This is a genomic window from Candidatus Hydrogenedentota bacterium, assembly GCA_019695095.1.
Classification (GTDB): domain Bacteria; phylum Hydrogenedentota; class Hydrogenedentia; order Hydrogenedentales; family SLHB01; genus JAIBAQ01.
This window is the reverse complement of record JAIBAQ010000101.1, coordinates 1-21,167: the sequence shown is the minus strand read 5'-3', so window position 1 is coordinate 21,167 and position 21,167 is coordinate 1. Positions and strand designations below refer to the sequence as shown.

Below are 21,167 nucleotides of genomic sequence, written 5' to 3'. Positions count from 1 at the left end.
TGATGGGTGAAATACGCGGCAATAAGACCGGCTGTAAGCACGCACGCCGCGTCGAATACGGCAAGCGCGACAGTCAGTTGAGATGCATTTCGCTTTAACATAGGCGTCTGCTAGTTATTACTCGCTTAAATCGCTGCGCTTCAAGAGGCGCGCCGCGATGAATGGGCAGATTCTCAATTCTTGGACTCAATCCAGGGTCAAGCTATACCTCTTACACCCAACCCGCGTTTGACAGCGCTTCCAGCCTAGTCCGAACCGTTTTACCCTGTCAAGAAATGACGAATGTGAGACTTCACTCCACTCAACCGGTTGCATTCGTATGAGCGCTGTGCCACTCTCGTGGTATGAAAACACATCCCCTCCACGCATCTCGATGGGTCTCGGTTGCCACGTGTCTTGTGATATCGGCATGGAGTGGCGCGCAGGAGCCCGGCACCGTCCCAAGTACGGATGAATCCAAGCCAATGATACAAATCGACACACAACAGCCGTGGCCTGCCTTCTTAAGTTGGGATACGGAAGGCGGGAAACGAGTCGAGCAGAATCTGCTTCGCAAAGACGCCCGCATGTCGTTGCGCGTGAAGGTAAACGGCACGTGGATCGAAGCTGCTACGCTACCTGTCGCAAAAGATGGCGACTCGGTGAGCGCAGGTGTCCTCCTCACTAATTATCTCATCGAGGTTGCGCCGGGGAAAAAGGCGCAGTGGCAACTCAAGGACTCGACCTTTGGGAGGTTCACTGCTTTCACTCTGGGCGGGAGCGACGCGTCCATGGTAAAAGAAGCGGAACTTCTCCTTCCCTTCGACGCGACGGTAACCCCGACCACTGTTCTCCCGCACGCATGGAACGACGATGACACGATGATATTACCTGCGATCATCAGCGCACCCGATTTCGGACAAGTGCTCGTTACGTCGAAATCTCCCGCCGTCAAAGCTCGATTAGAGGGGAACCGCGAACAACACACCGTCGATTTCATTATTCAACTGCCTTGGTCTTCTGAGGTTACGCTTACTCCTTTGGTCCTCGCGCCGCCCAGCGGATTGAAGGACGTTTCCATGTGGCGCGAAGCGCGACGGGGATGGTTTGGCGCGCTGCAGTGCTCGGCGAAATGGGGCGATCCAAACCGTCCCTACAGCTCGCCGCCGGGGTTGCTGTGCAACAACGTGGTGAGCGACCCGGCTAGTCCGTCGATCTGGTTCTACGCGGATCAGTCTTTTTGGATTCCCCAGTTGGCGGAAGGCGTGAACGTGATGGACAACGTGCGTTACACGCTGGATTGGTGGCTGGACAACAAAGTGCTCCAAAACGGGAAGATGGTCGGATACTGGGACAAGACGGATTTCCTCGACGGCAACGCGGGTCCGTTGATCGCGGCGTGGGACTACGTCGAAACCTCGAACGACACCGCGTGGCTGGCGAAGCGCATCGAACGCCTCGAATTCGTCGCGTCGTATCTGGAACAGCGCGACATTGACAACGACGGCCTCATCGAGGCGGAACAGTCGGGTAACGCAAATACGTTGAAGGACGAGAAGCGGTCGTGCGCGTGGTGGGATGCGTTGAACTGCGGACACAAGGACGCGTACACGAACGCGATCATCTATCGCGCGTTTCGTTGTCTTGCGGATTTGGAGAAGCGCGCGGGCCGCGCGGAGAAAGCTACGCGCTACACCGAACGCGCCAACAAGCTGAAGGCCGCGTACTTCCCCACGTTCTACAACCCGGAGACAGGTTGGCTCGTGTGGTGGATCAGCGCCGACGGCGTGAAGCATGACTATGCATCCCCCACCACCAACGGCATCGCCATCGAATACGGTCTGGTGGAGCCTGAGAAGGGGCGCGAGATTCTTGCGAAACTGCGCGGGAAGATGAAGGAAGTTGGGTTCACGCGGTTCGATTTGGGAGTGCCGGGACAACTGATTCCGGTATTGCGCGCTGACTACCTCCAACCCGCGTGCGGGTGTCCCGAACGTGAAGACGGCACGGACACCTTCGGCTATTACATGAACGGCGGCATCACGGCAGGTCAAGTGCTGCATTTCCTCGCGGCGCACTACGTCGTCGGCGATCCGGAGCCTGCCGACGAAATCCTCCGCGCAATGTTGAAGCGGCAGGATCAGGGCGGATTTCAGAACGGCGCGGTCAACGAGTACCCGAAGGGCATCGATTGGACCACATGGGACGGAAAACCTTCGGGGTATGAAGGCTATCTTGCCGATTCGTTTCGGTTTCTGCAGGCAGTGCTGTTGCGCGAGGCGCCGTTCCGCGAAAAGCTGTATCGACCATTAGCCGCTTCGAAGTAGCGTCTTCGTTTCATCCGCGCGACACCTGGAATCCCAGGTAACACGCATACAGGACGAGATAGAAGATGCCCTCCACTCGGTGCACCGTGTATCGCGGTTTCCCGCGGAACATCGTGAGAAACAGCAGCAGGGTGACGAGAATCATGAACAGGATGTCGATGTTGTTGCGGGCGTCCAGCGGAATAGGGTGCAGGATGCCGGTCATGCCCAATACAAAAAACACATTGAAAATGTTCGAACCTACGACGTTGCCAATTGCGATATCGGAGTTCTTGCGGTAGGCGGCCACTGCCGAGGTGGCAAGTTCGGGCAATGATGTGCCAACGGCCACCACTGTCAACCCAATGACATCCTCGCCAACGTTGAATGCTTCCGCCACCGCCACGGCGCCTTGAACGACCCAGCGCCCGCCAAGAACGAGACTGGTAAGTCCGGCGATAATCTTCAAGAGGGCGCGAATAGTGCTCTTGTTCGTGGGCGGCGCGTCCGTACGTTGATTCGACTCTGAGCGAATGACCTCGAAAATGTAGTACATGAACACAATGAAGAAACTGAGCAGCACAAGGCCGTCGATTCGGCCCAGGTAGTTCTGTGCAGCGTGATCGAGCACGGTGTCATTGGGAAGGATTCCGACAAGAACCGCCGCCAGCATGCAGAACGGAATCTCCTTACGAACGGTGCTCTTGCTGGCCTGCACGGGATTGATGATAGCGGCCAAGCCAATGATGATCAGGATGTTTGCGATATTGCTGCCGACAATGTTGCCGATGGCGATGCCCGTGTTGCCGCGGGCGGCCGCCATTACGCTCACGATGAGTTCCGGCAATGATGTGCCAAATGCGACGATGGTCAATCCGATGACCAGGTCGGAAATGCCGACGATGCGCGCAAAGGTTGCGGCTCCATCGACAAGCCAATCGGCCCCCTTAATGAGGATGGTAAATCCCACGAGCAGCAGCAGGTATACAAGCATGGCGCCCAGCATATCTCCACATGGTTACGGCATGGACTCCGTGGAACGATACGTGGCGCGGTTGGTCGGATGCAATCACATGCTGCCGGCTGCGCAGATCAGTAGACTACGCCGCCCTTGTAGGCCCAGAACTGGCACCAGAGATTCGGAATGCCTTCCTTGTCTTGGCACGGGTCCATGATGGCAGGGGCCGGAATCGATTTGGTGGCGGGGACGAGGTGACGCATGACGTTTCTCCGAACCGGTTAATACGGTAGCTGTGCTCCACACAAGACCCTACACATGAGGATGGAAAGTCGTTACGCGGAGATGTCTACGCACCCGCCCCAAGCGCCGATACTGCCTCGGTCAATTGCGCTTCGGTGACCTCCTCGAACCAAAACTGCTTCATGACGCCGTCCTTGTCGAACAGGAACGTTGCGGGCAAAGGACCGTCCCATTTGCTGTCCTCGGCCTTAAGCATCTCAACGAGCCGGTCGGGCGGAAGCGAATCCAACACGTACACCGGAAACGGCACCTTCTTGTCTTTCACGAACGGTTTGACGGATCCGTCCACCTCGGACGTCATGTCGGCGGAAAGACTCAAGAATCCAACGCCCAACTTTTCCGACGCGCGATAGAACTTCGCCAACTCCGGCATTTCCGCGACGCATGGCATGCACCACGTGGCCCACACGTTTACGACGAGCGGTTTGCCCTTCGTAGCGGAGAGCAATTCGGCGACGCGCGCCTCGTTTGCCAACTCGACCGTACCAATGGTCTCGGGCGCGGGTTGCTGCGGGGTGGCATGAGACTCCTGTGGCGCCGGTTGCGAACCCGAGCATGAAGCGGCGGCCAGTACACCCAGAATAAGAAGGCCACGCCACCTGCGATGTAGGGTGGCGTGGCACAGACCTTGAACCACTATCATCACCTTGGGCTAACTTGCCCGCTTGATGCCGCACCCGTAGGCGGCCGACTTGGGCTTCGATACCGGCTTTCCGGCCAGCAGCTCATCAACCGCGATGGCGACATAGCTCTCGTAACCCGCTTCGTCGAGTTTCTTTCCGTTATCGAGCGCACCGTGATAGACAAGGCTTCCGGACTTGTCGACGATGTAGACCTCCGGAGTCTTCTTCGCGCCCATCTTGTCCGCGTATACGTTCTTCGTGTCGATAAGAATCGGGTATGGCAGCGCCTTGCCCGTTTCGTTGCCCTTGGTGGCGAATTCCTTCACGGCTTCGGCGGTCGCGCCTGCGTGCGAATCGATACTCAGGACCACAACGCCCTTGTCCTTGTACGATTCGGCGAACTTCGACAGGGCCTTGTCACCCGCGCGCGAATACGGGCACTCCTGCGACGTGAACACGAGTACGACGATGCTACCCGCGTGCGCCGACAAAGAGTGGTCCTTGCCGTCGTAGTCCTTAAGAGTAAAATCAGGGGCCTTTGTTCCGATTTCAGGCGCAGGCGGTACGTCTGCCTGGACAATTCCGTTGCCCATAACGGCGAACACGGCGGCACCCGCCACGACAGCGAGCGCGCCACAACTCAGCAACACCTTGGTCTTCATCGAGTTAGCCTCCTGCTAATGGGTAGTAACCCAAGTATTCTTGGCATGCATATACGGAACACCCGCCAGGGCCGATTTCTGCCCGGGACTCGGTGACTAGACGATAGACCGCAACGCATTATTCTTCCAAACGATACACACGCAGCATGGAAGGTTCCGGCCACGGTAACTCGCGGGGCTTGTCGCGGTTGGGCCCGAGCGTTTCCCAGCGCAGCATGTACCGTATGCCATCCGGTCGCATTGGACCCGCATCTCCAGCCGTGCGGACTTGCATGCCCGGAAATGTCGATTCCAGCGGCCCGAGATCCGGGTTTGAGCGTTCCTCCTTGGTAAGCTCGCGGACAGGCTGCAGGGTTGCTTCGTCCAGCAGCCATGTTCCACTACCCGCTTTGACATGACTGTAAGACTGCGTCAATCCGAGACCCTTCTTCATAACAACCGGACCTACCGTGATTTCAGTGACGATCGTGCCGCCACCGCTGAAGGCCCAGCGATAGTCCCAATTCGAGACCTGGCGAATGACCCACTTGCCGTCTTCCCTGCGCGCGTTGTAGGCCTGAGTGTTTCCGTTCTCGTCGTACTTGTAGTAACTGAGGATTGCGTTCCCCTTCGAATCGAATCCCAATCGCTTCCCCACGTTGAGCAATCCGCCGCCGGCGGGCGTGGGGTCGACGATCTCGGCGGTGTGTAGCGTGATCGGCAGCGTAAGCGGTTCACCGGCGCTGGTCTCCCAGTGAACAAGGTCCTTGCTGCGCGCGTAACTCAAGTCATGATTCGTGGCGCAATCCGGCGTATCGCGCCACACCCAGTTCAGGTGGTAGTAACCGTCTGGTCCCAGACTTGGTCCATCAAAATACGCATTCATCAATCCCTCGCCATCGGTGAGGGGCTTATCGAGCAGGCGATGCCAGGTCCGCGTCTTCGAGTCGTATGCGTTCCAGATTTGGTTGCCCTCGCCGCTCTTGCCATCTCGGTACGTGAACATCAGGACGTTACCGGGTCCGTGTAAGAAATCCGGATAGGTGACCTTGGTCTCGTTTTCGCCGACCATGTTCGCAACACGTTCGAAAGTCTCGATGTTTCGCGGTTCGCGCGTCCGGAAATACACCAGCGGTTTGACGTGCATATTCCCCGAAAGGTGCAGACAGCCCGTGTCATCAACGTCCATGGTCACACTGTTGTGGCTGTCCCAAACCAATGCTTCCGGCAATCGCACGAACTTCCACGTGGTCTCCGAGAGGCGGCGCTGCGCGACGGTCATCTGCCGGTCCGCGTCGTAAAACGCGACAAACTGATCGTCACCGTCCGTCAGCAGGCAGAAGCCCACGGGATGCACAGCCCACACTGGCGCGATATCTATACGCCCGGTGACGCGCTCAGCGGCTGTGATTGGAGATGCGGCCACGACACAGACCACAAGCCAACTCGCCAATGACTTCATGCGTCCTCCCTCTTCGCTTCTCGGACGTGCATTTGCTACCCCGAGTCGGAGTATACTTCCGCCTCGCGTGCAACGCACGCATATATGCAAGGTTCACCTGGGAACGGCTCAGGCATATTTCCCAACTACATGATGTTTTGTGCCGTAACGTCGCGGCGAATGTGCTCGTGAATGCGCGAGGATGATTCGCACGCGGCGCTCGTTGTCTACAAGGCCGTTTATCCGCAATCGAAAGGACGCTTTTGATGAGTCATTTGCCCGAGTGGGTCACCTGGAAACGATTCAAAATGCCCACGCTAATCGTGATTGGACTGATTCATGCAGCGGCGTTGGCCGCGCCGTTTACGTTCAGTTGGACCGGCTTCATTCTGTGCGTCGTCCTCTTTTGGGTGACGGGCGGCTTGGGCATCACGCTGTGTTACCATCGGCTCTTGACGCATCGCAGTTACCGCACCTACAAACCCATCGAATACCTGCTCACGATTTGTGGATGCCTCGCGCTGCAAGGCGGGCCCATCCGTTGGGTGGCCACGCACCGCGTGCATCACAAAGAATCCGACGAGGAACCCGATCCCCACACGCCGCTCGTGAGCTTTCTGTGGTCGCACATGCTGTGGCTGTTCTTCGAAGACCCGAAGCTCGACGGCTACGACAAACTGCGGCGGTTCGCGAAAGACCTCGACAAGGACGCGATGATGCGTTTCTTCAACCGGTTCTATCTCGTCATCTACTTCCTCACGGCAGGGTTGCTCTACCTCATCGGCCATGCCGTGGAAGGTTGGGAACTCGGCCTGTCACTGGTCGTGTGGGGCGTGGCCGTGCGCACCGTGCTCGTGTGGCACTCCACATGGCTCGTCAATTCCGCCACCCACCTCTGGGGATACCGTAACTACCGCACCACCGACAACAGCCGAAACACGTGGTGGGTCGCGCTGCTCACGTTTGGTGAAGGCTGGCACAACAACCACCACGCCGACCAACGCTCCGCAGCCCACGGCCACCGCTGGTGGGAATTCGACACCACCTATCTCACAATCAAGGCCATGCAGTTGGCCGGACTCGCGAAAGACGTGGTGCGACCCGGAAGACTCAGCCAGATACGAGCGAAACATCTCGGTGAGGGTGAAAGTCAGTAATTGGACAGGATTCACAGGATTTACACGATTAATACCCCATCCCGTCACCTGATTCTTACATTCGGGGAGGCATCCATCTTGTGAATCGTGTTAATCATGTCTGAACCCTCTTGAGTTCCTTCTGTCTTCCTTGGTCAACATGAACGGTGAATGCCTCACACCAAACGGACTTGCCTCCAGTACGCTGGACAGTTTACTCAGCGATGACAATCGGGATTCAGCATCTTGAAACCATGACAATCCTCGTCTAGGATTAAGGTATAGAGGGGGACGTAACCTTGGCACGCATGAGCGAGTTAGAGAGGACTGTTCTTGACGTCCTGTATCGCTCGCCGGAGCATGGCAACGGAGTTGCTCAGGCTATCGGCAGAACCACGCCTCACCTTCTCTCCTCCGGCGAAGTCGCCGTCTATCCCGCGTTACACGCGCTTGAAGGACAGGGACTGATCGAGTCCTACGAACGTTCGGTATCGGGGAAGCCGCGCCGTTACTACCGCGTTACCGAGTCAGGCATGAAGCTGGCAGAGCCCGCCGCACGCCGCTCTTCATTCTCAACGGTGAGCAGGCCAATTCAGGAGGTTTCATGATCCCAACGAACGACCCAGTCATCCTTATCGAACGATCGACATGGTTTAACAAGGCGTTCCGCGGCCTGTGCAAACCGGCCGCCGAGCGCCTGCAAAGCGAACTTGAGGCGCACTACGATCATGTCTTCAGACAGAGTACGGATGCTGGCAAGGCTGAGATGGAAGCACACCGCGCGGGAATGACCGCTCTTGGAAATGCAAAGGTTGCGCGCAGGAGTTTCTGCGCGAAGTATCTGACGGAATGGCAGTACCGACGGTTGGAGAAGGACGGTGCATTCAACTCTCCTCGATATTCACGGGAAATGGACTCGGGATGGGGTATTTGCTCTTTCTTTTGCTTGAATTGGGCGGGGCAAGCTCTTACTTTATCCGGCCCGTTCTACGCAGGCGGCTATGCCCTTGCATCCTTTCTTGCAGTCCTGCTTGCCGCAGTTGTCTTGTCGCTTCGTGGAAGAGCGCCGCGAGGCGAATACGCCTGGGTAGCTTCACTCTTCTGCACCGCATTTGGAGTACTCATTTTCGGCATTCAGTCATACATGGCAATCCGAAATTGGTCCTTCGGATACATCGAGAGGACTCCACATAATCTTGATTGGGTGGTGATGAGCGTTCAGTTACTCTTTTTGGCATTTGTTTCGCTTCGCGTCTGCTGGCACATTTGGCAAATCAAAAAGGCGCGCAACACAGGGGTCATTGGACCCAAGAGAAACAAGAGCATTCAACCTAATTGAGCCTGTGGTGCGCTCGATATGTTGAGTGAACGAATTTGAGAAGACGGCGTTCGAAGTCCTGACCTATTCAGGAGGTCTCACGATACCAGTCAGCGATCCGGTGATCCTCTTCGTGCGAATGGCGTGGTTTGACACCGCGTTTCGCGGTGTGTGCATGCCAGCCGCCGAACGCCTGCGAGCCGAACTCGAAGCGCACTACGATCATGTGTTCCGGCAGAGCTTGGATGCTGGTGGGTCTGAATCGGATGCACACCGTGCAGGGATGGCTGCACTTGGAGACGCAAAGGTCGCACGCAAGAATTTCCGAAAGAAGTACCTGACTGAGCGGCAGTATCGGTATTTGGACAGGGACGGCGCATTCAACTCTCCCCCATATTCGCAAACAATGGACTTACAATGGGGCATGGGCATTGTCTATTGCATGGGATTGGCGCGTTTCGTCTTCGATTTCTCCAACATGCTTTTTGCCGGCGGCGCTGCCCTTGTAACCTTCATTGCGATTCTACTTACTGCAGTTGCTCTTTCGCTACGAGGAAAATCGCCACGCGGCAACTACCTTTGGGTACTCTCATCCTTGAGCGGCGTACTGGGAGTATTCGGTATCGGTACTCTCTTTGTGTCGCGCGTCCTATTGGGACATTGGCGTAACTGGAATCCGCATCCAATCGAATGGCTGACGCTAAGTGGCTATCTCTTGTGTGTAGTAATACTTTCGTTTACCGTCTTGTGGTATGTAAGACTAGTCAAAAAGGCGCGTAACACGGGACTCCTTGGACCAAAGCCAAACAAGGGCGTCCAACCCGATTAAACCTGACTGCTCTTCAAGCTTCCACCGCCCCACTTCCCACTTCTCGTCTCCGCTTCGAGTGCTTCGCCAAGGCGGACGAGATGGTCGTTCTTCACTTGGCAGTCACCGAGACCAAAAGACTGTACGACGAGGATAAAGATCAGTCTTTCTGTGTTGAAAGGTCCAGCATTTTTGCGAAGCGATTTATTGGACAGGATTCACAAGATTTACACGATGAAGCTCCTTCTCATCGTCAGGTTCCGGTACTCGAGGAAACGTCAATCTTGTGAATCGTGTTAATCATGTCTGAACTCTTGTATCCGGTTCCCACTTCCCGCGCCGCGTCTCCATCTCGAGTGCTTCTCCGAGTCTGGCGAGGAATTCTGTTCGGGGGATCTCCTGCGCGCCGAGGCGGACAAGGTGGTCGTTTTTCACTTGGCAGTCGACGAGCGTAAAACCCCGCGCGGCGAGGTATTTCATAAGCACGGCCAGCGCCACCTTCGACGCGTTGGAGACGTTCGAGAACATCGATTCGCCGAAGAAGCATCCGCCAATGGATACTCCGTAGAGTCCGCCGACAAGTTGTCCGTCGATGCAACATTCGACGGAGTGGGCGTATCCCTCCTTGTGCAGGCGGATGTACGCGGCCATCATCTCGGGAGTGATCCACGTGCTGTCGCGACCGGGACCGCGCGCGTTGGCGCACGCCTCGATCACGGCGGCGAAGGCCGTGTCCATGCTCACGTCGAACGCGCCCTTCTTGACCAGCCGCTCCAGGCTGCGCGAGGGCTTCCATTGCGCGGGGAAGAACACCATGCGCGGGTCGGGCGACCACCACAGGATCGGCGAGTCATCGCCGTACCACGGGAAGATCCCCATGCGGTACGCGCGCAATAGGCGCTCGGACGACAGGTCGCCGCCGACCGCGAGCAAGCCATCCGACTCCGCCATTTCAGGCGGAGGAAAGACCATTGGTTTCGACAAACGAAAGACCGGCATCGAATACTCCCTATCCCGGAATCGTTCCTTCGAGCGCGACCAGTTACGGTTTCGCGCCTTATTTGCCTTGCGCCTCGATGGCCTTCGTGGTTGCTTCCATATAGCCCGCGACGTCTTCAAGCCGTAACAGGATAAGTCGCTCGAGTCCCATCGCGCACAAGCGCGGCGCAAGCGTACGTATTGACGGCGATGAACCTTTTCCCTCGAACTTGAGTACGTGGTCGCCGGGTTGCAGGTCATGCAGGTCGAGCCGGTGCCGCAGGCTGTCCTCTCCGTCAAAGAAGAAATCGATGGGCGCCCCGACCGGTTTGCCATCGAGAGACACCTGGTAGATTCCACCCACGAAAGAGTGCATCAGGATCGCGTCGATTTGATACCTTCCCGCCTGCTCGATATTGAAGGTGACTTCCAGCCACGCGTCGGGCACGAGGGGCATCAAGCCGACAGCGTCTTCAGATTTCTGAAGTCCGAAAGGAGTCGAGGCCTTTGCGGTAAGGTCTTTGGGTTGCAGCACACGGTACGGCGCAATGCGCTCGGCAACCGGCGCGATGGGCTCGTCAAACGTCGCCGCTGGCCACTGGTACCAAAACGCCACGGAACTGACCCAGTCTGGCCGCTCGTAGAATTGCCCCAGGTATTTCAGATCGTTCGAGAACAGGCTGCCGTAGTGCTCCATCGTGAACCGGAGTGATTTCGAGAAGTAGATCGGATCGCTGAGGTGCCAGCGGTACGCCGTGACACGGTCTCCCGGCATATACCCTTCAAACACGGGCACACCGGAGTTCGGATACGCAAACTCTCGAAAGCCCCACGCATCGCCGAAGTAGTCTTCCGTGCCCGTGCCGCTCAAGCTGGGGTATTCCTCGCCGTCAATGTAGAACCGATCGTCGCCTTCACCAAACCAGCCGATCTGTGTTTGGAGCACCGAGTAGACCGTTCCCACGTAGTGCCCGCGGCCTTTTGCATCGAGCACGATGTAATCGCCTGGCTTCGCGGGGTGTTCTTGACGATAGTGTGCATGAAAGTACGCCGTGCTTTCGGGAAGGCTAGGGCGCTTTTGCCAATCGAGGTTGTAGTAGAACGAATCGACGCGGTACGTGGGAGATTCGTTTGTCAGAGTGACTTTGGCGCGCTGGCGAAACGGCATGTGCCAGAAACAGCTTCGTGCGCGCCCGAATGCGGAGTTCGCAACGGGCGTCGATGCGAAGTCCGCGGCAATGCCGTTGCCCACACCGAAGAAATCTCCAAGTGGGGCTTCCACGCTCGGCTTCTCCGCCCCGTCGTAGTAGACGCGCAACACCAGCGAACGCTCGTAGAATGGGTCCTTGGCGTTGATAGTCGTCCAAATGTGCGTGATAACGCCCGGCCCCTCCAAATCTCCCAGAACCAGTGTCGCACCTGCTTCGATGGGAAAGTTGTCCATGTTTTTGGATAAGTCTTTCTTGGCGCTGCTTTCCCGGCGCGACTGCGCATCTTGAAGTTGGGTGAGATTCTCAAACGTTCCCTGATTGGTTTGCGCAAAGGCGAAGCACGTGAGGAGCGCGGCAAGAGACGAAAGGGTTACTGTTCTAAACGACAGACGGCTAGACACGTCATCCTTCTCCTTGTGTTACAGCGGGATCGCCCACCCAAGCCGTCACCGCCGGAATGCGTACAGTCTATGACTGTGATTCCGCGATATAGTAAGCGATAGCGGCGATGAATGGTAATGCCGCGAGAATGGCCAGTGCGATCTTGACCCAGCTCCACGGGCGTTCGCCTTGCACCTCGCCCGTGCGCGCGTTCACGAGGAAACGATACACCTTCTCGCCGTAGCGATACGCGCTAATCCACACCGGCAGCAGAATGTGCTTGAAGGTGATATCGGCGTACTGTGTGTGAACCGAGCTCACCTGCTGTAAATCGCCGCCGATATCGCGACAAATGGTCGCGTGAATTGTGCTGGCCATGATTTCCTTCGCGCGCTCGAATCCCTGCTCCAGATCGACTTGATAGCTTTCCGCGCGGAATCCACTCAGGAATTCATCTTGATACGGACAAAGCTTGTCGAGATCCCACGGCTCAAGCGCTTCAGCGTATTTGCGCGGCAACGAATGGCTTGCCACGACCAGCACATCGTCGAACGAGTTCTGCACGACGCCGCTCACGGGCGTCCAGCGCACCTTGCGCACCTGCCGCGTGCGCGTGACGGATCGTCCGTTCTCTGTCGTCGTGTACGTTTCGGTAACCCAGTAGTAGTCGCCGCGCAAGCCCGTATATTGCGAGGTCGTGTCGCAATCGTAGGTCCAGTGCGGCGTGTACATGCCGTCGATGGGGCTTTCCTGCCGCGCGAGCCTCTTCAACGCGTTGGGCGCAAACCATAGACTCACGATCCACTTGCGGAACAGGTCACGCGCCGCTTCGCGGGTAATGGCGAAAGGCAGCAACGCCTTGGGTTTGATCTGCTTGGAAGAGCTTGCCGTGGCTACGATGTCCGCGCCGCAAAACGGGCACCGATCCGCCGTCACGTTGGGCTTCTGCGTGGATTCCGCGCCGCACGCGGTGCATTTCACGGTAATGCGTTCAACGACTTCCTCGGACGCGCCCGCATTTCGTAGAAAGCCAACGTAATCGAGTTCGTGAATATCCCCATCCGCGCTCGGGATAACGTTTTCCGCGCCGCAGTAGGGACATTTAAGCACGTCCGTGCCCGGCGCGTATTCGAGTTTCGCGCCGCATTGCCCGCAAGGAAACATCTGCTGAGACACAGGTTCAGCCTCTACGCGGGAGGTATGGGCGGAGGCGTCGCGCCGAAGAGGCGCGCCACGTCGGCAACTTCACCGGCCTTCTTCCATTCGGGCATGCCCTCGGCCCAAACGAGCGAATCGCGCGTCAGCGCACCCGACTCGACCTGCTGGCGCAATGCGTTTAGATCGAACGGGCCGGCTTGGTTTCCGCCCACGACCATGAAGTACGAAGACGACTGCGGGACTGGCGGGGGCGTTGCCGCTCCGCGGCCCATGCCCTGCGCCATCTGGTTTGCCATGGCAAACCCCATACCGAGCCCCATCCCGCTGCCGGCTGCGCCCGCGGGACTGTCGGCCGCTTTCTCCATCGCGTTGGCGGCCTGGAATTGTGTGTAGGCGTTGAGATTGCCGATAACGCCCATGCTGGTGCGCTTGTCCATCATCGCCTCGACTTCCGGCGGCAATGAGATGTTCTCCACTAACAGCTTCGTTACCTTTAGGCCGTAGGAATCGAAGTCGTCGGCGATCTTCTCCGTGACGAACTTGCCCAACTCGTCATAATTCCCCGCCAAATCAAGCACCGGAATCTTGCTCTCGCCGAGATTGTCCGCAAACCGCGCCACGATGAGATTGCGCAACTGATCGGTAATCTGATCTTTCGTGAAGTCACCGTCGGTACCGACGACTTGCGTCAGAAACGTGGGCGCATACACCACCTGCATGCAGTAGGTGCCGAAGGCCCGCAGACGAACGGGGCCAAATTCGGGATCGCGCAACATGATTGGGTTCTTCGTTCCCCACTTCAGGTCGGTGAACTGCCGCGTGCTGACGAAGTAGACCTCGGCCTTGAACGGGCTGTGAAATCCGTAGGGCCAACTCAGCAGCGTCGTTAGAATGGGCAGATTCTCGGTCTCAAGCGTGTACTGGCCAGGGCCAAACACGTCGGCCAGCTTGCCTTGGTTGATGAATACCGCGACCTGCGACTCGCGCACAATGAGTTGCGCGCCATACTTGATTTCGTTGTCGCGTCGCTCGAACCGGTACACCATGGTGTCCTGCGAGGGATCAATCCACTCGATAATGTCGATGAGTTCGCCACGCAGCTTGTCGAATAGTCCCACGGCATATCCCTCCTATCGGATTTCTCTCCGCGGCATGCGCTTCCGCATGCTTCACCGTATTGTATCCGATGCGCGCGCGCGGCAAAACGTTTACGTCCTCGCCTGACTCACTCCCTTCAGGCGCCGCTGTCGGGTGCCGCAGCGAGCGGGTGCTTGTGTATAATCCCTTCCTGATTCCTGTTTCGACCTGTGACACTATTCTCTAGACGGAGATTCTCGATGAACGAACGACCTTTTATTGCCCGCATTCTGTGCACGGTGCTAGCCGCAATCTTGGTTGTAGGCGGTGCGTTTGCCGCCGAAAAGGCCAAGTCAAAGCCGAAAGCCAAGCCCAAAGCCAAAGCCAGTGCGGAAAAAGCTCCGGATATCCCCAATCTCATGGATTTGCCTTGGAATCTCCGCGACAAGTATGACTTCGACTTTCCGAACGCGAAGATCATCTATGGCGCGGACAATGCTCAGTGGTCGCTTGAGGTTCCTGGAATCGGGACTCTGTTCGACCGGCTGCATACGAAGGTTACGCTGGGCGATGGCAAAGTTATTGATGTGAATGCCTTCGGTCCGGGAACGACGACCCGCGACAAAGTAACGACCATCTTCGGTGAAGGCAGAGATTTCTCGGTGGAACTTCCGGATAAGGAAGGCATCCATGTACGGCACAGCCTGACCATCAACAAGGCAAGCCCCTTTCACGCGTTTCACGTCAAAATCACCAACACATCGCAGGCTCCCATAGAGATTTCGAAAATAACCGTGATGGATGTTCCTCCCGGTTCGCTGGCAGGCCTCAGCGCCGACACCGAGGTGCACATGCGACGGCTTCGTTCGCTCGGACTCAGCCCTGTCTTCGATCCGCAAGCAGCTCCCATGATCATGATGATTCAGGATCGCGCCAAGGGGTTTTTCTGCGCAATTGGCACGGTACCCGCTGGCAAAGGGACCACGGGCATCAACCTGCAGGTGCACAGCGGCACGTGGCAAGGAGACGTCTCCACGGCATTCGAGCCGGCCGTACGTCTTGACCCGGGCGAGACAATCGAATCCGATCCGGTTTGGATTTCGCTTAGCATTCCCCAGCCTTCGGAGTTGGACCGCCAGTTTGCGTACATGTGCTCCGGCCTTTCGCAACCCCCGTCGGCCGCCGAAGTACCGCCCGCGTGGGTCACTCTTGGCGACGGCGATTCCCTTGATGATCTGCGGCGTGTAGTCTCCGCGTGGAAAGAAAGCGGTGTGCGCCATGTCCTGGTCCCATCCGGCTGGGAGGGCGTGCCGGGCTCGCTTGAGGGCGCGTCGCCACGCTTCCCGAAGAATATGGCGAATGTGGCATCGGAGTTTCGCGGCCAGGAGTGGCAACCGGGGATCACGGTCGATCCACTTGCCGTGCAGGGTGGCGACAGCGCATGGACAGCGACTTCCACGGACGGACAGCGCTGGTTGAATCCGCTTCACGAAAAGGGGTTTGAGTACGGCGTCGAGCAAATGAAGAAGGTTGCGGGCTGGGGTTATACCTTTATCGTCGTCGAGCCATCCCTGATTCCAAACGAGGTGTTGAAGGCATTCAAGCTATCCCGGGCACATGCCGAGTCGCTCGCATACGCCATGGTCGCCAAGGCCGCTCCGAGCGTGCCCGTGCTTCAGAAGTCGCGCGCAACCTTGGGGCCGGAATTGGATGGCTGGTTGTCTGCCGCCGCGGCCACGGCACGCATGCGCGAGTTCAATGTGCCGGTGGGCGCCGTGCGACTTGATGCTTCCAAAGTGGATTCGCTGCCTGCAGATACCCTGACGGCCATGGCCTTTTGCGGCGCACCGATTGAATTGACCGGTTCTCCCACGAGAACACTGCAGAACCAGTGTTCGCGCATCTTCCCCAAAGCATATCTGTGGCCGAAGCCGGTCGATGCTTCCGCGCCGACGCCGAAGCTGTGGATCGTCGAAATCAACAAGAACAAGGACACGGTCCCCAGCGTAGCGACGGTCTCCTTCCCCGGAGCCCGCGCACTCGACGCGTCCGACCCGCAACCGGAAGCTACCGACGGTCGTATCGTATGGGCTACCGACTCGGCAAGCTTTCTGAAGAAGTTCCGGCATCCCAACGCGGAAAAGTAGCGGAAAGCAAACTGAATACAGAACTCGCGCAGAGCCGCAGTGAGCGCGAGGAATCGCAGCCGAGGGCGGCTGCACGAAGAGAGGAGACTGCGCTTAAAACACGCAGACATATCACGCGGGAGTGCCGCTAAATGGACCTGCTACCGCTGCCTTATCTCGCCGGGTGCGGACGTGCGCCGGCGGCAAGCGCGGCGCGGCGCTTCAGTAGTTGTTCGTATTGTTGGATGCGTGTCTCGAAGTAGCTGAATAACTTGTCATACAGCTCTTTGTTGGCAGCGGCCACCAGCGAACGGAAGTTGGCCACGGAGCTGTCAAGCAGAAGCACTTCGTCGAAGTTCGCGCCGTATGCGTCCGTGACGAGGCATCCGGCTTCTTGCGCAATCAGGATGGACGCGGCGATGTCGTAGGGCGCAATGCCAAGGACAATGCCGCGGCCGGCATTAATGAAATGGTCTTCAACAATCTCGGGAATGTCGCGCAGGAATCGGTTTGCGATATCGATGCACGCGTCGTATTGTCCCGTAAGCAAGCGCGTAAGGCTGTACGACGTGCTGTTGCACGCGAAGAAACCTCCCTTGAGGCTTGTAAGATCGATGAGCTTGGCTGCCGTCGGGAAAATCAATTCCGCCGGGCGCGCAGGCACGGTCATGGACCAGGATACCAATTCGAGATTGGCATTCTTGGAGAGCTTGGGCTTCTTCGGGACGTTGTCTTCGTAAATTCGGGTCCCTTTGCCGCGCTCCGCGTAGAACGTCCTGGGGCCGATGATTTCCATGACACACGCATTGTCGACATCGCCAATACGGGGCCGCTCGATGACGCGCGTGCTGGCCACGGAAACAACGCAGGATTCGAAACCGCTCTTGGCCGCGCGCGAACCGTCGATCGGGTCCACAATCAGCAAGTGTTGAGGCTGTCCCGTCGTAAATGTCGTGTAGCCGGCGTCTTCGGAGTAGTACGCAACGGGGAGCTTGGCATCACGCAAAAACGTGAGCAACGCTTTCTCGGCGGCTTTGTCGAGTTGAAACGTAGCGTCTCCGCTCGTGGCGGACCCGACGACCTCGCGGCCCTTTACCGAGCGCACAAGCGGTTCCACAGCAACACGAATCGCCTTGGCCACATCAAAAAGAAACTCCCGCGACAGGATCTTCGCGCGGGAGGCTGCTGGTTTGGGTAGTTGCTGAAGCAGGGCGGATTTCTGCACGGGCTTGGACGGAGCCGGTGGCTTCAGTTGAATGGGCCTTGGCGCGAGGGAGTTCGCAACCGCCGGCTGCGCGGCAGGCTTGGTTCCCTTGGACTTTGGCTTTGGAGCCTCAGGTTTCTTCTTGGCGGCGACTGGTTTTGACTTCTTTGACACGGCTGATTTCTTGGGCGCGACCTTTGGGTGCACGGCTTTCTTGGGTTTCGCTTTCGTGGCTGGCCGGACGACCGCCCGTTTATTGGCTTTTGGAGTACTCGCCTTTTTCGTCGTGGCCTTAGTCTTAGTCGACTTCGCCTTCGCTTTTGTCTTTGCCTTCGCTTTCGCCATGGTAGCCCGCGGTCTCCTGTCGGTTCGTTCTACCCCACGGTCACTCGGTGCGGAGATTCAAAGCCATGTAAACGTTCCGCTACCTCGGCCGTTTGCGCATCGCCTCGGTGTATGCAAACCCGATCCGCCATTATCGCTAGCGACTGCCTGTTCAAGTGAGGCAAACGCCTTGGCCATGTACGTTCCGCCGTCTCTAGAGATGCCATAACCATTTGGCTCCCATACAGATAGCTCAAAAGCACCATCTACGACGGACAGGACGTCCGTCCCAGACCGCACAATCGAAACTCTCAAACTGCGGCGTTCCCGTGAACCTCGACCTCTTGCTTTGTGTCCTCAGCGAAGTCATTTCGCAGGCGGACCCACACTCCGGGCAATGCGACATGCTATACAACTGTAAACAATTGCAAATAAAATATTTAACTGGCCTGATACCCTGCTGCGGGCTCCTGCAGGGGTCGACCCTTCTACCGCATAACGTGCCACGGTCTATTCACTTGCCGCCGTTCCTTGCGAAGGATACACTGGCGTAAGTGCGAGTTTAGCACTTTTGTCCGCAAATGTCCAGAGCTTTCAATTAATCCCATTCTTATATTATGTTCTGAGAGGTTTCGGGGCAACCGCCTGGGAACACGATGCGCTGTGCAGTTGCACCGGGACAGCTCGCCCGCGTATGTTCAAGCGTAACTGCGCGAAGGGAAACAGATGTCCAGAGATGAAATAGAAGCCGGGACGGTATGGAAGGTAGGCGCCGTCTTGGTCTTGATGGCTGCGACCGCCGCGGTGTATTGGCAGATTAACCGGCACTCTTTTGTCGATTTCGATGACACGATATACGTGACGGAAAATGCCACGGTTCAGCGGGGCCTCACGTGGCAAGGTGTCGTGTACGCGTTCACGAACGTCGATGCGGCTTCATGGTACCCGTTGACGTGGCTGACGCATCTCGCGGATGTATCGATTTGGGGCATGCGCGCATCGGGTCACCTGAGCACGAACCTTTTCTTGCATCTTCTCAACACCGCCCTGCTGTTAGGTCTGCTTGATCGCATGACAGGCTCATTCTGGCGAAGCTGGTTTGTGGCCGCTTTGTTTGCGCTGCATCCTCTTCACGTCGAATCCGTCGCGTGGGTGTCCGAGCGGAAAGATGTGCTGAGTACCTTGTTTTGGTTCCTAACTCTTTGGGCGTATTCGCTCTATGCCGAGCGGGGCCGTGCGGGAGAGTACATTCTCGCGTGTATCGCGCTGCTGCTGGGACTGCTGTCCAAGCCGATGCTCGTCACCGTGCCGTTTGCGTTACTGCTACTCGACTTCTGGCCCTTGGGACGGTACGAGCCCAAGGCGCGCGTTGGGCGTTCCTGGGGGTTGCAGGCCATTTGGCTGACGGTCGAAAAACTGCCGATGTTCGTGTTGGCGGCGGTCATGTCGGTCATAACGATTGTCGCGCAGCACGGATCGAAGGCCATGACGTCGGTGGAGGCCATGCCTTTGGGCATGCGCGTGTCGAACGCGGCCTATTCGTACGCAAACTATCTCCTCAACGCAATCTGGCCGTTGAATCTTGCGGCATATTATCCCCATCCCCTTGGGACTCTATCGGCGCTGCAAGTAGTCGGTGCGGCGGTATTTCTGATTCTCGTGACTCTCTGCGCGATTCTGTTTGCGTGGAAGTACCCCTACTTGCCGGTCGGCTGGTTCTGGTATCTCGGCACGCTGGTGCCCGTTATCGGCATCATCCAAGTGGGTACCCAGGGATGGGCGGATCGTTACACGTATGTTCCGATGATAGGTGTATTCATTGCCGTTGTGTGGGGACTGGCGGACCTTGTTCTGACCAAGCCACTTGCCAGAGGTTTGACTGCCACCCTTGGCGTACTCGCGCTGGCGTTTTTTTCGTTGCTGACATACCGGCAGGTTGGGTTTTGGCGGGACTCGGAAACGCTCTTCAGCCGTGCACTGGCCGTCACCACAAACAACGACATCTGCAATTGGGGCCTGAGCCGCGCGTTGATTAAACGCGGAGCGTATGACGAGGGAATTGCCCATCTTCAGGAAGCCATACGAATTCGTCCAAACGATCATCGATTCATAGCCGATTTGGGCAAGGCATACCTCGATCTGGGCAATCTTGAAGGGGCAGAAGCGTGTTTTCAACGTGTACTTGAATTGAATCCGGGCAACCTGCCTGCAATGAACAATCTTGCTTCGGCGTTGCTGCGCCAAAAGAAACTTGAGGAAGCAGGACCGTTGCTTCAGAAATGTATCGAGCAGCAACCGGACAAGCCGGATGCGTACTCCAACTACGGAGCCTTGCTGCTGTATCAAGGCAAGTATCAGGAGGCGGCGGATTTCCTGGGCCGCGCAGTGGGCCGTTTCCCGATGAATGCTGCGCTTCGAAACAACTTTGGCGGCGCCCTGATGAACCTCAATCTTCGGGACGACGCCATTGCGCAGTTCCGGGAAGCGCTGCGGTTGGATCCGTCCAATCAAGACGCCAAACGGAATCTCGATGCGATTCTGTCGAAGACGCCGGGAACGCCGTAAGACGTAATCATTGGCCCCATTCATTGGAGGTTCTGTAATGGAACTCGGACACTGGATTAGGGTTAGATGATGGAGAAGCCTGGCGTGGGTTGTATGGAGGAACGGCCGTGTCACGATTTACCGCAACCATAATCGCCGTTCTGGTGCTTTTGGTTGCCGTGCAATCGTGGAGGTTGCACGATGCCCAGAGTGCCATCGCCGATGCGCTGGCGATTCAGCGGGCACAGCCGGGTGGCGCTACGGCAACTGCGGGCAAACCTCAGGTCGGTCCTCACTTTCTGGAAACGGAGCGCACGGAGCAATTGCTGCACGATGCCCCAGGACCGGAAGCGGATGAATCCATCGCCAAGACCTGGGATGCCTTCCTTTCCACGGGCAAGGAATCCGACTCAACCTCGCGCGTGGATACCGATTCGAAAAAATCGAAACGAACGGCTGCAAAACTCGCGCGCGCCATGCAAAAACACAGTGGCGAAGCAAAAGACAAGCAGGGCAAGAAGGGCGGGTCCGCCATCAGCCGTCAGATTTCTACCGCCATGCAATCGATTCGGCAAGGAGACTATTCGTCGGCGTTGTCGCAGCTACAGACCGCCGAGCAGTCTCAATCGCTGAGCGCGAAGGACTACAAGG

The 21,167-nt window shown here is 57.4% G+C and carries 17 protein-coding genes; 8 read left to right on the top strand and 9 right to left on the bottom strand.

Going from position 1 to position 21,167, the window contains the following annotated elements; translation table 11 throughout:
- The first annotated feature begins 464 nt into the window (after positions 1-464).
- Complete coding sequence (locus K1Y02_16355) at positions 465-2,306, top strand: hypothetical protein (protein MBX7257936.1); 1,842 nt, start codon at positions 465-467, stop codon at positions 2,304-2,306.
- Between the two features lie 10 nt (positions 2,307-2,316).
- Here the strand turns inward: K1Y02_16355 and K1Y02_16350 are convergent, their stop codons facing one another.
- From K1Y02_16350 to K1Y02_16335, 4 genes are all read right to left on the bottom strand, one after another.
- Positions 2,317-3,279 (bottom strand): calcium/sodium antiporter, encoded by a 963-nt coding sequence (locus K1Y02_16350; protein MBX7257935.1) that lies wholly within the window; start codon positions 3,277-3,279, stop codon positions 2,317-2,319.
- Between the two features lie 313 nt (positions 3,280-3,592).
- Positions 3,593-4,183: a redoxin domain-containing protein gene (locus K1Y02_16345; protein MBX7257934.1), complete on the bottom strand. Its 591-nt coding sequence runs from the start codon at positions 4,181-4,183 to the stop codon at positions 3,593-3,595.
- 15 nt (positions 4,184-4,198) lie between these two features.
- Positions 4,199-4,831, bottom strand: a complete 633-nt coding sequence (locus K1Y02_16340) for a redoxin domain-containing protein (GenBank protein MBX7257933.1) — start codon at positions 4,829-4,831, stop codon at positions 4,199-4,201.
- A gap of 118 nt (positions 4,832-4,949) precedes the next feature.
- The gene (locus K1Y02_16335; GenBank protein MBX7257932.1) at positions 4,950-6,272 is read right to left on the bottom strand and encodes a BNR repeat-containing protein; all 1,323 of its coding nucleotides are present in this window, start codon (positions 6,270-6,272) and stop codon (positions 4,950-4,952) included.
- Between the two features lie 287 nt (positions 6,273-6,559).
- Between K1Y02_16335 and K1Y02_16330 the strand changes: the two genes are divergently transcribed.
- From K1Y02_16330 to K1Y02_16315, 4 genes are all read left to right on the top strand, one after another.
- On the top strand, positions 6,560-7,408 hold the full coding sequence (locus tag K1Y02_16330) for a fatty acid desaturase (protein MBX7257931.1): 849 nt from the start codon (positions 6,560-6,562) through the stop codon (positions 7,406-7,408).
- 278 nt (positions 7,409-7,686) lie between these two features.
- Complete coding sequence (locus tag K1Y02_16325; protein MBX7257930.1) at positions 7,687-7,995, top strand: PadR family transcriptional regulator; 309 nt, start codon at positions 7,687-7,689, stop codon at positions 7,993-7,995.
- Entirely contained in the window at positions 7,992-8,726 is a 735-nt protein-coding gene (locus K1Y02_16320) for a hypothetical protein (protein MBX7257929.1), read from the top strand. Before K1Y02_16325 ends, K1Y02_16320 begins: the two co-directional genes overlap by 4 nt.
- A 25-nt stretch (positions 8,727-8,751) precedes the next feature.
- Positions 8,752-9,534 (top strand): signal peptidase complex subunit 1 family protein, encoded by a 783-nt coding sequence (locus K1Y02_16315; GenBank protein ID MBX7257928.1) that lies wholly within the window; start codon positions 8,752-8,754, stop codon positions 9,532-9,534.
- 279 nt (positions 9,535-9,813) lie between these two features.
- On the opposite strand, the gene aat is transcribed toward K1Y02_16315, so the two are convergent.
- From aat to K1Y02_16295, 4 genes are all read right to left on the bottom strand, one after another.
- Positions 9,814-10,512, bottom strand: a complete 699-nt coding sequence (aat, locus tag K1Y02_16310) for a leucyl/phenylalanyl-tRNA--protein transferase (protein MBX7257927.1) — start codon at positions 10,510-10,512, stop codon at positions 9,814-9,816.
- Positions 10,513-10,570: 58 nt separating this feature from the next.
- Positions 10,571-12,103, bottom strand: a complete 1,533-nt coding sequence (locus tag K1Y02_16305; protein ID MBX7257926.1) for a DUF2961 domain-containing protein — start codon at positions 12,101-12,103, stop codon at positions 10,571-10,573.
- Between the two features lie 67 nt (positions 12,104-12,170).
- Complete coding sequence (locus K1Y02_16300; protein ID MBX7257925.1) at positions 12,171-13,259, bottom strand: hypothetical protein; 1,089 nt, start codon at positions 13,257-13,259, stop codon at positions 12,171-12,173.
- An 11-nt stretch (positions 13,260-13,270) separates the two neighbouring features.
- Positions 13,271-14,359 (bottom strand): SPFH domain-containing protein, encoded by a 1,089-nt coding sequence (locus K1Y02_16295; protein MBX7257924.1) that lies wholly within the window; start codon positions 14,357-14,359, stop codon positions 13,271-13,273.
- Positions 14,360-14,578: 219 nt separating this feature from the next.
- Between K1Y02_16295 and K1Y02_16290 the strand changes: the two genes are divergently transcribed.
- Entirely contained in the window at positions 14,579-16,465 is a 1,887-nt protein-coding gene (locus tag K1Y02_16290) for a hypothetical protein (GenBank protein MBX7257923.1), read from the top strand.
- A gap of 151 nt (positions 16,466-16,616) precedes the next feature.
- Here K1Y02_16290 and K1Y02_16285 read toward each other — a convergent pair whose 3' ends face one another.
- Positions 16,617-17,993 (bottom strand): hypothetical protein, encoded by a 1,377-nt coding sequence (locus K1Y02_16285; GenBank protein MBX7257922.1) that lies wholly within the window; start codon positions 17,991-17,993, stop codon positions 16,617-16,619.
- Between the two features lie 705 nt (positions 17,994-18,698).
- Here K1Y02_16285 and K1Y02_16280 point away from each other — a divergent pair.
- Both K1Y02_16280 and K1Y02_16275 read left to right on the top strand, forming a co-directional pair.
- A complete protein-coding gene (locus K1Y02_16280) occupies positions 18,699-20,537 on the top strand; it encodes a tetratricopeptide repeat protein (protein MBX7257921.1) in 1,839 nt (612 codons plus the stop codon).
- A 107-nt stretch (positions 20,538-20,644) separates the two neighbouring features.
- The coding region (locus K1Y02_16275; GenBank protein MBX7257920.1) for a hypothetical protein at positions 20,645-21,167 on the top strand (523 nt) is incomplete at its 3' end.

Coding starts and splice junctions, on each gene's coding strand:
- K1Y02_16355 (MBX7257936.1), top strand. CDS start 465: ATGATACAAATCGACACACAACAGCCGTGGCCTGCCTTCTTAAGTTGG.
- K1Y02_16350 (MBX7257935.1), bottom strand. CDS start 3,279: ATGCTTGTATACCTGCTGCTGCTCGTGGGATTTACCATCCTCATTAAG.
- K1Y02_16340 (MBX7257933.1), bottom strand. CDS start 4,831: ATGAAGACCAAGGTGTTGCTGAGTTGTGGCGCGCTCGCTGTCGTGGCG.
- K1Y02_16335 (MBX7257932.1), bottom strand. CDS start 6,272: ATGAAGTCATTGGCGAGTTGGCTTGTGGTCTGTGTCGTGGCCGCATCT.
- K1Y02_16330 (MBX7257931.1), top strand. CDS start 6,560: ATGCCCACGCTAATCGTGATTGGACTGATTCATGCAGCGGCGTTGGCC.
- K1Y02_16320 (MBX7257929.1), top strand. CDS start 7,992: ATGATCCCAACGAACGACCCAGTCATCCTTATCGAACGATCGACATGG.
- aat (MBX7257927.1), bottom strand. CDS start 10,512: ATGCCGGTCTTTCGTTTGTCGAAACCAATGGTCTTTCCTCCGCCTGAA.
- K1Y02_16290 (MBX7257923.1), top strand. CDS start 14,579: ATGAACGAACGACCTTTTATTGCCCGCATTCTGTGCACGGTGCTAGCC.
- K1Y02_16285 (MBX7257922.1), bottom strand. CDS start 17,993: ATGGCGAAAGCGAAGGCAAAGACAAAAGCGAAGGCGAAGTCGACTAAG.
- K1Y02_16280 (MBX7257921.1), top strand. CDS start 18,699: ATGTCCAGAGATGAAATAGAAGCCGGGACGGTATGGAAGGTAGGCGCC.